Genomic DNA, 14,557 nt, shown 5'->3' with positions numbered 1-14,557 from the left:
AGCAGAAGATAGTTTTATTACGTTTAATTTGTCCTTTTTCTTGACAGAGGACCAAGTTAAAGAATATAATATAAGTGTATAAATAAAGGAGAGATATTATGAATTGGTTTTTAGATTTAAACCCTATAGTTCAAGCATTACTCGCAACATTATTTACATGGGGTGTTACAGCACTTGGTGCATCACTTGTTTTTTTCTTTAAGACAATAAACAGAAATGTTTTAAATGGGATGCTAGGCTTTGCAGCAGGTGTTATGATAGCTGCAAGTTTTTGGTCTTTACTTGCTCCCGCCATAGAAATGTCAGGTGGATCATTTATACCAGCAGTAATTGGATTTTTAGCTGGAGGAGCATTTTTATGGGTAGTGGATAAATTACTCCCTCATCTTCATTTAGGTGAACCTCGAGAACATGCTGAAGGAATCAAAACAAGTTGGGAGAGAAGTATACTCTTAGTTTTTGCAGTAACCCTACATAATATACCTGAAGGACTAGCTGTAGGAGTTGCTTTTGGTGCAGCTGCAGCTGGTTTAGAATCAGCGTCAGTAGCAGGTGCAATAGCTCTTGCAATAGGTATAGGTATACAAAACTTTCCAGAAGGTGCAGCAGTATCAGTTCCTTTAAGGAGAGAAGGTTTATCAAGAGGTAAAAGTTTCATGTATGGTCAAGCATCAGGAGTAGTTGAGCCTATAGCAGGAGTTTTAGGAGCAGCGCTAGTACTTGTTATGAGACCAATACTACCTTATGCATTAGCCTTTGCAGCAGGTGCTATGATATATGTTGTAGTAGAAGAGCTTATTCCAGAAGCCCAACAAGAATCACATACTGATGTAGCAACAATAGGAGTTATGCTTGGTTTTGCTGTCATGATGTCCTTAGATGTTGCATTAGGTTAATTAAAAGAAATAAAAGACGCATATGCGTCTTTTATTTACTTTCATCCATATTTATTTTTCCATCTTTTAATTCTATGATTCTATCTGTTCTTTCTGCAATTTTTTTATCATGTGTTATAACTATAAAAGTTGTATTCATCTCTTTACTAATATCTCTTAAAAGCGAATATACTTTTTCTGTTGATTCAGAATCTAAATTCCCTGTAGGCTCATCTGCAAGGAGTATTTTAGGCTTATTTATAAGGGACCTTGCAACGGCTGTTCTTTGTTGTTGTCCTCCAGACATATCAGTAGCTAGGTTATCTTTAACCTTAGTTAATCCCACAAACTCAATCAAATCTTCTGCTCTTTTTCTAACTTCCTTTGTAACTTTTTTACCACTTATTCTATAGGGCATTAGTACATTTTCAATAGCTGTAAATTCAGGTAAAAGATAATGAAATTGAAATATAAATCCTAATGTTTCATTTCTTAACTTTGCTATTTCATTTTTCTTCATATTATCAGTTCTCTTTCCATCAATGAATATCTTTCCATTTGTTGGTTTATCAAGAGTACCTAATATATTTAAAAGGGTAGACTTTCCACTACCTGAAGCTCCTATTATTGAATTAAATGTACCTTTATTAAATTCTAAGTTTATATCATGTAATACCTTTGTCTTGATTTTTTCACCATAAATCTTATCTATATTTTCGAGTCTTAAAATACTATCACCCATTTCTAATCACCTCTATTGGACTTAGTTTTGAAGAACGCCTAGCTGGTATAAATGATGCTAGAAGAGCTGCTGCTATTGCTATAAAAGTTGAAACTGTTATAAAGACTGGATCAATATATAAGGCAATAACAGGACTTCCATCTGGATTAAGAGCAAATTTTGTAAATGCAAAACTTATTAAAAGTCCTAAAGCAACACCAAGGATTGCCCCCATTACACCAAGAATTAATCCTTCAAATAAAAATATTAAAGATGCTGTTTTATCTTTTATACCCATAGCTTTAAGTATACCAAGTTGTTTAGATTTTTGAAGTACAGTTATAGCAAGAACAGAGGCTATACCAAGTACCACTGATATCATAACAAAAACTTGTATCATAATGCTTGAAACAGATTGACCATTTAATCCACTTAAAAGCTGTTCATTTTGAGCCTTCCAATTTGTTATATTTACACCTTTTAAATTATCTTCTATTTTACTAGCAATAACATCTGCTTCAAATACTTCATCTACTTGCATTTCTATGCTAGTAACGCTATTATCATAATCAAATAAATTTTGAGAAGTTTCAACTGTGGTTATCATCCATGAATCATTAATAGATGCCACACCTAAATCAAAAAAACCACTTATTTTCATATCTTTAGTTTTTCCAGAATTAGTAACTATATTGATATTATCTCCTAAACTTAAATTCAAGTCTTCTTTTAAAGACTTACCTATTAAAGCCTCACCTTCACTTTGAGGCTTTTTGCCTTCATATATTCTATCCTTAATATCATATATATTATCAGCATTATCAATATTTAATCCTCTTATAAGAAGTGAATAATTTTCATCATCATCAGTAGTTAAAGCAGGACCATCTGCTGATACAGATATGTTATTTATTCTATCATCAGTATTTTTTATGGTTTTTAATTTTTCCTTATAATCTGTTATCTGCGTGTCATTTGATTCTGATTTTATTGTAATTTGTGATGAATTACCTATTGTAGTATCTACAAGATCTCTTTGAAGTCCTTGTATAAGTGAACCTATAAATATTTGTACTGATACTCCAACCGCAATGCCAAGAGCTATAAGTACAGTTTGACCTTTATTTGATTTTAAAAATCTTACTGCTATTTTAAATGCTAATTTCATGTGAATCTTCCTCTCCTAAACTTAAGATGTCAGAAAAATTATTTAAATACATATCTGCACCCATATCTTTATATGAATCTTTTTTGTTTTTAAAAGCATTTCCCCCTACCAGGATTTTTATATTTTCATCTATACTTTTTATTTTTTGAATTGCCCTATGTGTATCTACTAAATTATAATAATTAGAAACAGATATGGCAATATAATCTAATTCTATTTTTTTTAGAGCTGATATAAATTCACTAGTTGGAGTATTAGCCCCTACAAATATGGAATCGTATCCAGCTAATATGAAAAAATCTGTAACCATCCTTGCACCTAATTCATGTTGTTCTTCTTTAGGACAAATTACAGCTACTCTTTTATTATGTTTTATATTATACTTATTATCCCTTTCCTTTATAACATAAGGATAGCAATTTTCTATAATAGTTCTTATGATAGAACTTCTAACATGTTCCTTCCATACATGATAAGATTCATCTTCCCAAAAATTAACTTCATATAATGTAGGAGATAAAATCTTTGTATATAAGGAAACGATATCAATTTCCTTATTTTTAATCTTTTCTAAAACATAATTCAAAGCCTTTTCCCTATTTTCCATTTCTAGATAAGTTAAAAAATTATTATAAAAATCATTCATAAAAAAACCTCCATCACATTATGTGGTAAAAAATAAAAGCTATAATATAATAATACCACAAAAAAGCTATAAATATCACGCTTTGCATATAAAAATCATATAAATGTTTTCTTTATGTAAATAGTGGTATCATTTATATAAGAATATTGATTAAAGTAGATGTCTAAAGCAATGCTTTTTTGGAAAATAATATAGTAAATATACAGAGATAGGAGAGGTTAAATAATGATTTATACAGTAACTTTTAATCCAGCAATAGATTATGCAATAGAAATAGATCAAATAAACTTTGGTGAGACGAACAGATCAAAAAATACTTATATTTATCCTGGTGGTAAGGGTATAAATATATCAAGAGTACTCAATAATTTGGAAGTAAAAAGTACAGCATTAGGTTTTGTAGGTGGATTTACTGGTAAATATTTAGAAGATTATCTATCTAAAGATGAAATAAAAACAGATTTCATACACTTAGATGAATTTACTAGAATAAATGTTAAATTAAAGAGTGATATTGAAACTGAGATAAATGCATCTGGTCCTGAGATATCCAAAGAAAAACTAGATGAGTTTTATGAAAAGATTGATGATTTAGAAGATGGAGATTTTTTAATACTAGCAGGAAATATTCAATCATCACTTAGACGTGATATGTATTTTGATTTGCAAGAAAGATTAAAGGAAAAAGATATCCATATAATAGTAGATACAACGGGTGAAGCACTTAAAAAGACATTGTCTAATAAGCCATTTTTGATAAAACCAAATATAGCTGAATTAGAAGAAATATTTAATGTGGAGATAAAGGGTAATGATGAAATCATAAAATATGGAAAAAAATTGCTAGAAAGAGGAGCGCAAAATGTAATAGTTTCAATGGGAGGTGATGGTGCCATACTTCTTACAGATTCAGAGATTTATTTTGCAAAGCCAATAAAAGGGAGTCTTAAAAATTCAGTAGGAGCAGGAGATTCAATGATAGCAGGGTTTTTATCCAGTTATACAAAGACTAAAGATGTTCTAAATTCATTTAGATGGGCAGTAGCAGCAGCTAGTGCAACAGCCTTTTCCACAGACCTAGCAAAAAAAGAAGAGGTTCAAGAACTACTTGAAAGAGTGAATATTGAAAGATTAAAGTGAAGGATGTGAAAATATGAAAATTACTGAATTAATTAAAAAAGATACTATTATATTAGATTTAGAAAATACAAAAAAGGAAGACGTAATAAATGAACTAATAGATAAATTAGATGAAGCAGGTAGACTTAATGACAAGGCAGAATTTAAAAAAGAAATATTAAAAAGAGAATCAGAAGGAACTACAGGAATAGGTGAAGGTATTGCAATACCACATGCTAAAACAAAAGCAGTAAATACTCCTTCAATAGCATTTGCAAGAAGTAAAGATGGTATTGATTTTGATTCATTAGATGGAGAACCTACATTTTTATTCTTTATGATAGCAGCAAGTGAAGGTGCACATACTGATCATTTAAAAACACTACAAAAACTATCTACATTTTTGATGGATGAAAACTTTAGAAAAGAGTTATTACTTGCTGAAAGTAAAGAAGAAATATTAGATATAATAGATAAAAAACAAATAGAAAAAGAAGGATTAGAAGAAGAAAATCCTAAAGTAGAACAAAAAAGAGAAAGATTACTTGCAGTTACAGCTTGTCCTACAGGCATAGCTCATACTTATATGGCAGCAGATGCACTAAAAGCTAAGGCTGAAAAAATGAATGTAGATATAAAGGTAGAAACAAATGGATCAACTGGAGTAGAAAACAGATTAACAGATGAAGACATAAGGAATGCAAAAGCTATAATAGTATCAGCAGATACAAAAGTAGAGATGGATAGATTTGATGGAAAAATAGTTATTCAAACACCAGTATCAGATGCAATAAAGCAACCTGGTGCTCTTATAGAAAGAGGATTAGTTGAGGATGGAAAAGTGTATAAGACAAAAGGTAAATCACAATCATCAACTACTGAAGGCGGTGGAGTAGGAAAAGGAATATATAGAAATCTGATGAATGGTGTATCAAACATGCTACCCTTTGTAGTAGGTGGAGGAATACTTATAGCCCTAGCATTTTTATTTGATTTTAACAATGCAGGAGCAGGAGATTATGGTTCTGGCAATGAAATTGCTGCATTTTTTAACACATTAGGTGGAACAGCTTTTGGATTTATATTACCAATACTTGCAGGTTACATTGCAAGTTCAATTGGGGATAGGCCAGCTCTAGCACCAGGTTTTGTAGGTGGAGCACTTGCAGCAGATGGAAATGCAGGATTTTTAGGCGCACTTGTAGCAGGGTTTTTAGCAGGATATGTAATAAGGGCACTTAGAAAATTATTTTCTTATTTACCAAAATCACTTGAAGGAATAAAGCCTGTATTATTATTCCCTTTATTTGGAATACTGATAGTAGGAGCTATTATGACCTTTCTTATAGTACCACCAGTAGAATGGCTCAACACTGGATTAAACGATTGGTTGTCTAGTCTTGGAGGAACAAATAGTTTATTATTAGGATTAGTACTTGGTGGAATGATGGCAGTAGACATGGGTGGACCAGTAAACAAGGCAGCATATGTTTTTGGTGTAGCTTCAGTTGCATCAGGAAATGGAGAAATAATGGCATCAGTTATGGCTGGTGGAATGGTGCCTCCACTTGGAATAGCACTTGCTACTACATTATTTAAAGATAGATTTACTTTAAAAGAAAGAGATGCTGGTAAAACTAATTATGTAATGGGATTATCTTTCATAACAGAAGGTGCAATACCTTTTGCAGCGGCAGATCCAAAATCTGTAATTCCTTCAGTAATAGTAGGTTCAGCAATAGCAGGAGGATTATCAGCAATATTTGGAGCATCTTCACCCGCACCACATGGGGGAGTATTTGTATTCCCTGTAGTTACAAATTGGCTATTATATATAGTAGCAATACTAGCAGGATCTATAGCTACAGCAATATTATTAAAATTATTAAAGAAACCAGTTGAATTAGAAGAGATAGAATGATATTATAAATATAAGAATAAAAATTGAATATTAAAATTAGGTTCATGATTTATGATTAATAGGGAAAGAGGTTAGAATCCTCTGCAGCCCCCGCTACTGTAACCATAACGAAATCTCATATCCACTGTTCATTAGAATGGGAAGGAGAGAAAGTAGGATGATGGAAGCCAGGAGACCTGCCTGATTTTACTAAGTTAAACTTCGGAGGGAAGGAGAAACTAGCTAATAAGAATATTTTATAGCTATAAATTTAATCCTACCTCCGTGGTAGGATTTTTATTTTATAAAATATTCGGAGGGGATACATTTGAAAAAGAAGTATTTAGTTTTAGCAGCAGCTTTAGTTTTAATGTTTCTGCCAAGATATGCGAATGCTATGCATATTATGGAAGGATATTTAAGTCCTTTTTGGTCGGTATTTTGGACAATTGTAAGTTTACCATTTGTAATCATAGGTTTTAGAAAGATTTCTAAAATGGTAAAAAAAGATCCAAACAAGAAGATAATAATAGGACTTATGGCAGCATTTGTTTTTGTTCTATCAGCCTTAAAATTGCCATCAGTAACAGGAAGTTCATCTCACCCTACAGGCATAGGACTTGGAGCAGTGCTTTTAGGACCAACACCAATGAGCGTTATAGGGGTAATAGTATTACTTTTCCAAGCCTTGTTACTTGCCCATGGGGGAATAACTACACTTGGAGCAAACACTTTTTCTATGGCCATAGCAGGACCATTTGTAGCATTTGGGATTTATAAATTAACTCAGAAGTCAGGTGCTAGCAAAGGTTTTTCTATATTTTTAGCAGCTGCACTTGGAAATTTGATTACTTATATGGTTACAGCCCTTCAGCTTTCAATAGCACATGCAGGAGCAAGTGAAAGTTTTATGCAGTTATTAGTTAAGTTTTTATCTATATTTGCAATAACACAAATACCCCTTGCAATAGCTGAAGGAATACTTAGTGTTATTTTATACAATTTAATATCTGAGTATAGGAAGGAAGGAGTTTTAGCACATGAAAACCAAATATAAAAATCTATTACTTTTACTCATAGTTTTAATAATTGTAGCACTACCCGTACTTGTGATAAAAGACTCTGAATTTGCAGGAAGTGACTCTTTAGCTGAAGAAGCCATTCCTGAAAGTTATACTCCATGGTTTAGCCCTCTTTGGGAGCCACCAGGGGGCGAAACTGAAACACTCATATTCACATTACAAGGTGCTGTAGGGACAGGTATAATAGCTTACTTCTTAGGTTACATGAAGGGTAAGACCAAAAATGCTAGCAATTGATAAATATGCTTATATAAATAAACTAAGATACTTTAATGATCATATAAAACTGTGGTTTTTTATGATCATGATATCCATAGCACTATTTATGTCTAATACCTATATACATGTAACTATATTTTTTATTATGGGCTTTATTATAGTAGGCTTTGCTAAAGTACCCTTAAAAGCTTATCTTAAAATATATCTACTACCAATTAGTTTCATACTTTTAAGCTTGCTAGCCTTTATATTTATTATCTCAGACACTGATATAAATAGTTTATTTAGCATTAAAATTTCTAATTTTTTTATAGTGATAAGAGAAGATAGCTTACTTAAAGCTATCACTCTTACTACTAGAGCCTTATCTGCTATATCTTGTAGTTATTTTTTGATATTAACTACTCCTTTTAATAACTTAATCAAACTATTATTAAAATATAAGGTACCCATGTTATTAATTGAACTTACAATGCTAACTTATAGATTTATATTTATACTCTTAGAAGAAATATCTTTAATTTATAGAGCTCAAGATTTAAAATTTGGATATAGCAATATTAAAAATAGTTTTAATTCTTTGGGATTGCTTTTAAGGGTGCTTATTGTGAGAATGATTAAAAGGTATGAAGAAATGATAATTTCCCTTGAAAGCAAGAATTATGACAGTCAATTTTATATGTAGGTGAATATATGTTAAAGACAATGGATTTAAATTATAATTATGAAGATGGAAAAGTAGCATTAAAAAATATAAATATAGATTTAAATAATGGAGATAAGATAGGGATAGTTGGTAGCAATGGAGCAGGAAAAACTACCCTTTTTTTAAATTTAATAGGGTATTTAAAACCCAGAAAAGGTCAAGTGCTCTTTAATGATCAAAAAATAAAGTATAACAAAAAATTTCTTAGAAGTTTAAGAAAAGAAGTTGGTATAGTTTTTCAAGAAGCAGATAAACAGATATTTTATTCTAATACTTATGATGATATAGCATTTGCACTTAGAAATTTAAAATATGATGAAGATATTATTAAAAGAAAAGTTGATGATGTAATTAAATTACTTAATATAGAAGAATTTAAAGATAAACCAGTTCATTTTCTAAGTCATGGAGAAAAAAAGAGAGTTGCAATAGCAGGAGTTTTAGCACTAGATTGTAAGATGATTTTTTTTGATGAACCCCTTGCAGGGCTTGATCCTAAGATGTCAGAAAACATGTTAAATACTATGAATGACATCGTAGAAAAGGGCAAAAAAACAGTAGTTTCCAGTCATGATATGGATTTTATATATGAATATTGTGATTATGTATATGTATTAAATAAAGGTGAGATTATAGATGAAGGTATTCCAAGTGAAATATTCTTAAATGATGATACATTAAAAAGAGCTAATTTAAAGGAGCCTTGGCTTGTTAAGATTTATAAAAATTTAGAGACCCCTTTATTTAAAAATGAAAAAGAATTTTATGAATTTAAAAAATAAGTTAGAAGAGGGTGATATTTTTGGCGAAAAATATAATGATACAAGGCACAGGATCTTCTGTAGGTAAGAGTATAATTACAGCTGCACTTTGCAGAATATTTAAAGAAGATGGATATAGTGTATGTCCATTTAAATCTCAAAACATGGCTTTAAATTCATATGTAACCAAAAAGGGCGAAGAAATGGGTAGAGCTCAAGTGGTACAAGCTGAAGCAGCAGGAATAGAGCCAGAAGTTTCTATGAATCCCATACTACTTAAACCTACATCTGATATAGGTAGCCAAGTTATAGTTATGGGTAGGGTTCACAAAACTTTAACAGCAGCTGAATATAGAAAAGAAGTACCCCATATAAAGGAAACAGTTAAAAATGCATATAATGAATTAGATGATAAATTTGATATAATCACTATAGAAGGAGCAGGAAGCCCTGCTGAAATAAATTTACGTGAAAATGATATTGTAAATATGGGATTAGCTGAGATGGTAGATAGCCCTGTGATAATTGTAGGTGATATTGAAAGAGGCGGAGTTTTTGCAAGTATTTATGGAACTATAATGCTAATGGAGCCTGAAGAGAAAGCTCGAATAAAAGGATTTATAATAAATAAGTTTAGAGGCGATATCGAAATATTAAATCCCGGGATAAAAATGTTAGAAAAAAAAATAAATATTCCTTGTCTTGGAGTATTACCTTATACACAATTAAATATTGATGATGAAGATAGTATATCTACTAGATTTTCAAACAAAAAAGAAAATGATATAAATATAGGGGTCATCAAGCTCCCATTTGTATCAAATTTCAGTGACTTTACGCCCTTAGAGATGGAAAGTCGAGTAAGTGTAAGATATATAACAAAAAAAGAAGACTTTGACAATATAGATTTTCTAATTATTCCAGGAAGTAAGAACACCATAAAGGATATGGAATATATCATACAAAGTGACCTAGATAAGTTAATTTATAAAAAGCACAAGGAAGATATTCCTATAATGGGCATATGTGGTGGATACCAAATGTTAGGAGAAGAAATTGCTGATCCTAAGCATATTGAATCTAATATGGATAGAATAAATGGCCTAGGACTTCTTAAAACGAAGACTATTATAAATGAAGTAAAAGATACTTTAAGAGTAGAAGGAATTCTGAGTGGTGAAAGGGTAAGTGGATATGAAATTCACATGGGAAAAACTGAAAGATTTGATTGTAAGCCTTTTATAGAGCTAGAAAATGGCAAGCTTGATGGTGCTATAAATGAAAAAGGCACAGTATATGGAACTTATCTGCATGGTATATTTGAAAATGATAATTTTAGAAGAAATTTAATAGATGAGCTTATAGAAAAAAAGGGACTTAAAAAGAACGATCAAAATATTAACTTTAAAGACATAAAAGAAAATGAGTATAATAAGTTAGCTGATATGACAAGAGAAAACTTAGATATGAAAAAAATAAAAGATATAATAGGAATTTAAAATGACAGAAGTATTTATACTATTATCAGCTATTATATTAGATTTTTTATTTGGTGATCCTTATAATATACCTCATCCTATTATCTATATAGGTAAACTTATTTCATATGTGGAAGAGAGAATTAGAAAATCAAATACTGACCTTAAAAAAGGTGGGGCCTTACTTTTGATATTAGTATTATCTACCGTTTTTATAAGTATTAGCTTGATACTTTTTTTAGCTAATGTAATTCACCCAATATTTAAAACCTTAATCACTATTTATTTACTTTATACATCTCTTGCAGCAAAATGTTTAAAAGATGAAGGTATTAAGATTTATAAGGTATTAAAAGAAAAAGATATGAAAAAAGCTAGGCTTTTAATATCATATTTAGTTGGACGTGATACAGAAAAATTAGAAGAAGATGAAATAACACGAGCTACAATAGAGACAATAGCAGAAAATACTATTGATGGAGTATTGGCACCAATATTTTATATATTTATAGGATTTTTACTAGGCATGCCAGTTCAATTTGTATTTTTATATAAGGCTATAAATACCCTTGATTCAATGGTAGGTTATATTAATGAAAAATATAAAGATATAGGATATTTTTCAGCTAAGGTAGATGATTTAGTAAATTTTATTCCTGCAAGAATAGGTGCAGTATTTATGATCTTAGGGGGCTTTAAATATGATATGAAAAATGGATTTAAAATCCTTATAAGAGATAGATTAAATCATAAAAGTCCAAATGCAGCTTATCCTGAATCAGCTGTAGCAGGCTTATTAAACATACAAATTGGTGGGGAAAACATTTATTTTGGTGAGAAGATATATAAACCTACAATAGGTGATAAAAACAGAAAAATTATCATAGAAGATATAAAAAGAACAATAAATATAATGTATATATCGGAGATTTTATTTGTAGTATTTATTATCTTTATATTGTTATATATTATTTAAACACCAAACTTTAATATTTACCTTGTTTTAGTATGTATATGTGTTAGAATGAGGTTATAATATTTTAAAGATGTAGAGGTGTTAATATGAATGTACTGATAATTGGAGCAGGTAAGCTAGGTTACAGGCTAGCTAAATTTATGATTCAAGAAAATTTAAATGTTACTATGATAGATAAAAATGAAGAAGTATTAAACAAGATAAATGAACACATAGATGTTCTTACAATACATGGCAATGGAATTAATATGCAAATTTTAAAAGAAATTAATATAAAAAATTATGACCTTATGGTTGCTGCAACCAGTAGTGATGAAACGAATACAGTTATTTGTTCATTAGCTAAACAATTAGGATGCACTCAAACTATAGCAAGAATAAGAAATCCAGAATACTTCAAACAACTTCATTTTATAAAGAGTAAGATGGGAATAGATCATATCATAAATCCAGATCTTGAAACTGCCTTAGCTATTGAAAAATATCTACTAAGAAGCTATGGGTTTTATTCTGATGATTTTGCAAGTGGTAGGGTACAGATGCTAGATTTTAACATATCTAAAACTAAAAATTTAATAAATAAAAGAATAATGGATATTGAAGGCTTTGAAAAATTACTTATCACTGCTATTTCTAGAAATGGTAAGCTAATAATCCCTAATGGAGCTACTACTTTAGAAGACAATGATATTATTCATGTTATTGGTGAAAGAAATGATATACAAAAATTAAGTGAAGATTTTAAGTTTAATAAATCATTACATGAAATTAAAAAAGTTATGATATTAGGTGGAGGAAATATAGGATATTATTTGGCACAAAATCTTTCTGAATATAATATAAAGACTACTTTAATTGAGCAAGACTCTGAAAAAGCTAAGATGTTATCATCAAAACTAGATAAAACCTTGGTAATACAAGGTGATGGTACAGATATAAATTTATTAGAAGAAGAAAAGCTTGATTCTATGGATTGTTTTATAGGTGCTACTGGATTTGATGAGCAAAATCTTTTGATGGCTTTAATGGCAAAACAAGCAGATGTTAATCAATGTATAGCAAAGGTAAGTAAGCCAAATTATGAAACTATAATGGATAGATTAGGTATTGATGTAGCCTTAAATCCAATATATATTACTGCAAGCAATATATTAAAATTAGTTCGTGGAGGAAAAGTAGTTTCTGTATCCCTCTTACTTGGTGGTGATGGTGAAGTTACAGAGATAAAAATAGATAAAAATTCTGCATTTACAAACATTCCAATGTCACAAATGGATTTACCCGATGGAGTAATAATAGGGGCAATAGTAAGGAATGGAGAAGTTATTATTCCAAATGGTGAATCTGTATTGAAACAATATGATAGAATTGTGGTATTTTCACTTTCTAAAGACTTATCCACTTTAAAGATGTTCTTTAAACCTGAAAAGGGGGGTAAGCTTAGTGAATTATGGCGTCGTAAAAAAAGTGTTAGGCAGTATTCTAATAATTGAAAGTATATTGATGCTGCCCTCCCTAATAATGTCTTTATATTATGGAGAAAATGATACATTTGGCTTTTCACTTACTATTATATTAACCCTTATTGTAGGGTTTTTCCTCTTTATGAGAGAATTTGATAATAGTAAATTAGGAGCTAAAGATGGACTTATTATAGTAACATTTGGTTGGATTGTAGCATCTATATTTGGTGCACTTCCCCTATATATTTCAAGTGATATTTCATATATTGATGCATTATTTGAAACTATATCAGGATTTACAACAACAGGTGCTTCTATACTTTCAGAAGTAGAGTCCCTCCCAAAAGGGATATTATTTTGGAGGTCTCTTACCCATTGGATTGGTGGTATGGGTATATTAGTATTTACTGTAGCACTTTTACCAGTACTTGGAGTTGGAGGATTTCAAATATTTAAGGCAGAAAGCCCAGGACCTGTTGCAGGTAAAATTGCTCCTAGGATTAAAGATACTGCTAAAATACTTTATATAACTTACTTTACTATAACAGTACTTGAAGTAATAATGCTTAAAATTGGAGGAATGAATCTTTATGATTCATTCATACACACATTTGGAACGGTAGGAACAGGTGGATTTTCAAACAAAAATTTAAGTATAGGATTTTATGAAAGTACTTATATACACATAGTTATAGGTGTTTTTATGATTTTATCAGGAGTAAGTTTTTCGCTTTATTATTTTATTTATAAGGGTAAGTATAGTGAATTTTATAAGAATGAAGAACTAAGAGTATATTTAGGAATTATATTTTTTAGTGTACTAGCTATAGGACTCAATTTATATTTTACTGACTATGCAGATACTTTCACATCATTTAAAGATTCATTTTTCCAGGTAAGTTCGCTTATAACTACTACAGGTTATTCTACAGCAGACTTTGACTTATGGCCTGAATTTAGCAAAGGGATACTTGTATTTCTAATGCTCATGGGAGGTAGTGCAGGATCTACAGCTGGAGGCATAAAAGTAATAAGAATATTGGTATCTATAAAACTTGTAAAAAGAGAAATTGGAAAGATATTTCATCCTAGGGCAGTACTTTCTATTAAAAGTTCCAATCAAATAATCTCTGATGCAACTATAAACAGTATCACAGCATTTACTGCACTATACTTTATAATATTTATCATTGGAACCCTTTTAGTATCACTTGAAGGAGTATCACTTATAAGTGCATCCACTTCAGTGATTGCAACATTAAGCAATATAGGACCAGGACTTGATTTTGTAGGTCCAACACAAAACTTTGGTGCTTATAGTGATATAACTAAATTATTATTGTCATTTTTCATGCTTCTTGGAAGATTAGAACTTTTTACTATAATAGCATTACTTGCACCTAAAAACTGGAGAATAGAAATATAGTTTTAGAAAATATTAAC

At 30.3% G+C, this 14,557-nt stretch carries 14 protein-coding genes and 1 riboswitch; of the genes, 11 read left to right on the top strand and 3 right to left on the bottom strand.

Annotation, left to right across the window (positions count from 1 at the left end):
* Positions 1–98: 98 nt before the first annotated feature.
* Positions 99–896, top strand: a complete 798-nt coding sequence (locus ACTHUW_RS05210; RefSeq protein WP_442197707.1) for a ZIP family metal transporter — start codon at positions 99–101, stop codon at positions 894–896.
* A gap of 31 nt (positions 897–927) precedes the next feature.
* Here ACTHUW_RS05210 and ACTHUW_RS05205 read toward each other — a convergent pair whose 3' ends face one another.
* The 3 genes from ACTHUW_RS05205 to ACTHUW_RS05195 are packed head-to-tail and all read right to left on the bottom strand — an operon-like array spanning position 928 to position 3,410.
* On the bottom strand, positions 928–1,617 hold the full coding sequence (locus ACTHUW_RS05205) for an ABC transporter ATP-binding protein (protein WP_442197706.1): 690 nt from the start codon (positions 1,615–1,617) through the stop codon (positions 928–930).
* Positions 1,610–2,764 carry an ABC transporter permease gene (locus tag ACTHUW_RS05200; protein WP_442197705.1) on the bottom strand — a complete coding sequence of 385 codons (1,155 nt, stop codon included), beginning with the start codon at positions 2,762–2,764 and terminating at the stop codon, positions 1,610–1,612. The genes ACTHUW_RS05205 and ACTHUW_RS05200 overlap by 8 nt, the downstream gene beginning before the upstream one ends.
* Complete coding sequence (locus ACTHUW_RS05195) at positions 2,748–3,410, bottom strand: cobalamin B12-binding domain-containing protein (RefSeq protein WP_442212752.1); 663 nt, start codon at positions 3,408–3,410, stop codon at positions 2,748–2,750. The genes ACTHUW_RS05200 and ACTHUW_RS05195 overlap by 17 nt, the downstream gene beginning before the upstream one ends.
* 225 nt (positions 3,411–3,635) lie before the next feature.
* Between ACTHUW_RS05195 and pfkB the strand changes: the two genes are divergently transcribed.
* The 10 genes from pfkB to ACTHUW_RS05145 all read left to right on the top strand — a co-directional run bounded on the left by pfkB (position 3,636) and on the right by ACTHUW_RS05145 (position 14,540).
* Positions 3,636–4,550, top strand: a complete 915-nt coding sequence (gene pfkB / locus ACTHUW_RS05190) for a 1-phosphofructokinase (RefSeq protein WP_442197703.1) — start codon at positions 3,636–3,638, stop codon at positions 4,548–4,550.
* A 13-nt stretch (positions 4,551–4,563) separates the two neighbouring features.
* Positions 4,564–6,450: a PTS fructose transporter subunit IIABC gene (locus ACTHUW_RS05185; RefSeq protein WP_442197702.1), complete on the top strand. Its 1,887-nt coding sequence runs from the start codon at positions 4,564–4,566 to the stop codon at positions 6,448–6,450.
* A gap of 21 nt (positions 6,451–6,471) precedes the next feature.
* Positions 6,472–6,648, top strand: a riboswitch (cobalamin riboswitch).
* A gap of 109 nt (positions 6,649–6,757) precedes the next feature.
* Positions 6,758–7,486 carry an energy-coupling factor ABC transporter permease gene (locus tag ACTHUW_RS05180; protein ID WP_442197701.1) on the top strand — a complete coding sequence of 243 codons (729 nt, stop codon included), beginning with the start codon at positions 6,758–6,760 and terminating at the stop codon, positions 7,484–7,486.
* Positions 7,470–7,748, top strand: coding sequence for an energy-coupling factor ABC transporter substrate-binding protein (locus tag ACTHUW_RS05175; RefSeq protein WP_442197700.1), 279 nt, complete (start codon positions 7,470–7,472; stop codon positions 7,746–7,748). Before ACTHUW_RS05180 ends, ACTHUW_RS05175 begins: the two co-directional genes overlap by 17 nt.
* Entirely contained in the window at positions 7,735–8,415 is a 681-nt protein-coding gene (gene cbiQ / locus ACTHUW_RS05170) for a cobalt ECF transporter T component CbiQ (RefSeq protein ID WP_442197699.1), read from the top strand. Before ACTHUW_RS05175 ends, cbiQ begins: the two co-directional genes overlap by 14 nt.
* An 8-nt stretch (positions 8,416–8,423) precedes the next feature.
* Positions 8,424–9,218, top strand: coding sequence for an energy-coupling factor ABC transporter ATP-binding protein (locus tag ACTHUW_RS05165; protein ID WP_442197698.1), 795 nt, complete (start codon positions 8,424–8,426; stop codon positions 9,216–9,218).
* 35 nt (positions 9,219–9,253) lie between these two features.
* On the top strand, positions 9,254–10,696 hold the full coding sequence (locus tag ACTHUW_RS05160) for a cobyric acid synthase (protein WP_442197708.1): 1,443 nt from the start codon (positions 9,254–9,256) through the stop codon (positions 10,694–10,696).
* 1 nt (position 10,697) lies between these two features.
* Entirely contained in the window at positions 10,698–11,651 is a 954-nt protein-coding gene (gene cbiB, locus ACTHUW_RS05155) for an adenosylcobinamide-phosphate synthase CbiB (RefSeq protein ID WP_442197697.1), read from the top strand.
* Positions 11,652–11,737: 86 nt separating this feature from the next.
* The gene (gene trkA, locus ACTHUW_RS05150) at positions 11,738–13,144 is read left to right on the top strand and encodes a Trk system potassium transporter TrkA (protein WP_442197696.1); all 1,407 of its coding nucleotides are present in this window, start codon (positions 11,738–11,740) and stop codon (positions 13,142–13,144) included.
* The gene (locus tag ACTHUW_RS05145; RefSeq protein ID WP_442197695.1) at positions 13,095–14,540 is read left to right on the top strand and encodes a TrkH family potassium uptake protein; all 1,446 of its coding nucleotides are present in this window, start codon (positions 13,095–13,097) and stop codon (positions 14,538–14,540) included. The genes trkA and ACTHUW_RS05145 overlap by 50 nt, the downstream gene beginning before the upstream one ends.
* Positions 14,541–14,557 lie beyond the last annotated feature (17 nt).

The sequence above is a fragment of the Senegalia sp. (in: firmicutes) genome (assembly GCF_052088025.1).
In the GTDB taxonomy this organism is placed as follows: domain Bacteria; phylum Bacillota; class Clostridia; order Tissierellales; family SIT17; genus Anaeromonas.
Note: the sequence above shows the minus strand (reverse complement) of the source record. Positions and strands in the feature narration are given on the sequence as shown.

Excerpts from the sequence above, each read along its gene's own strand:
- ACTHUW_RS05210 (WP_442197707.1), top strand. The coding sequence starts at position 99 with ATGAATTGGTTTTTAGATTTAAACCCTATAGTTCAAGCATTACTCGCA.
- ACTHUW_RS05205 (WP_442197706.1), bottom strand. The coding sequence starts at position 1,617 with ATGGGTGATAGTATTTTAAGACTCGAAAATATAGATAAGATTTATGGT.
- ACTHUW_RS05200 (WP_442197705.1), bottom strand. The coding sequence starts at position 2,764 with ATGAAATTAGCATTTAAAATAGCAGTAAGATTTTTAAAATCAAATAAA.
- ACTHUW_RS05195 (WP_442212752.1), bottom strand. The coding sequence starts at position 3,410 with ATGAATGATTTTTATAATAATTTTTTAACTTATCTAGAAATGGAAAAT.
- pfkB (WP_442197703.1), top strand. The coding sequence starts at position 3,636 with ATGATTTATACAGTAACTTTTAATCCAGCAATAGATTATGCAATAGAA.
- ACTHUW_RS05185 (WP_442197702.1), top strand. The coding sequence starts at position 4,564 with ATGAAAATTACTGAATTAATTAAAAAAGATACTATTATATTAGATTTA.
- ACTHUW_RS05175 (WP_442197700.1), top strand. The coding sequence starts at position 7,470 with ATGAAAACCAAATATAAAAATCTATTACTTTTACTCATAGTTTTAATA.
- cbiQ (WP_442197699.1), top strand. The coding sequence starts at position 7,735 with ATGCTAGCAATTGATAAATATGCTTATATAAATAAACTAAGATACTTT.
- ACTHUW_RS05165 (WP_442197698.1), top strand. The coding sequence starts at position 8,424 with ATGTTAAAGACAATGGATTTAAATTATAATTATGAAGATGGAAAAGTA.
- ACTHUW_RS05160 (WP_442197708.1), top strand. The coding sequence starts at position 9,254 with ATGATACAAGGCACAGGATCTTCTGTAGGTAAGAGTATAATTACAGCT.
- cbiB (WP_442197697.1), top strand. The coding sequence starts at position 10,698 with ATGACAGAAGTATTTATACTATTATCAGCTATTATATTAGATTTTTTA.
- trkA (WP_442197696.1), top strand. The coding sequence starts at position 11,738 with ATGAATGTACTGATAATTGGAGCAGGTAAGCTAGGTTACAGGCTAGCT.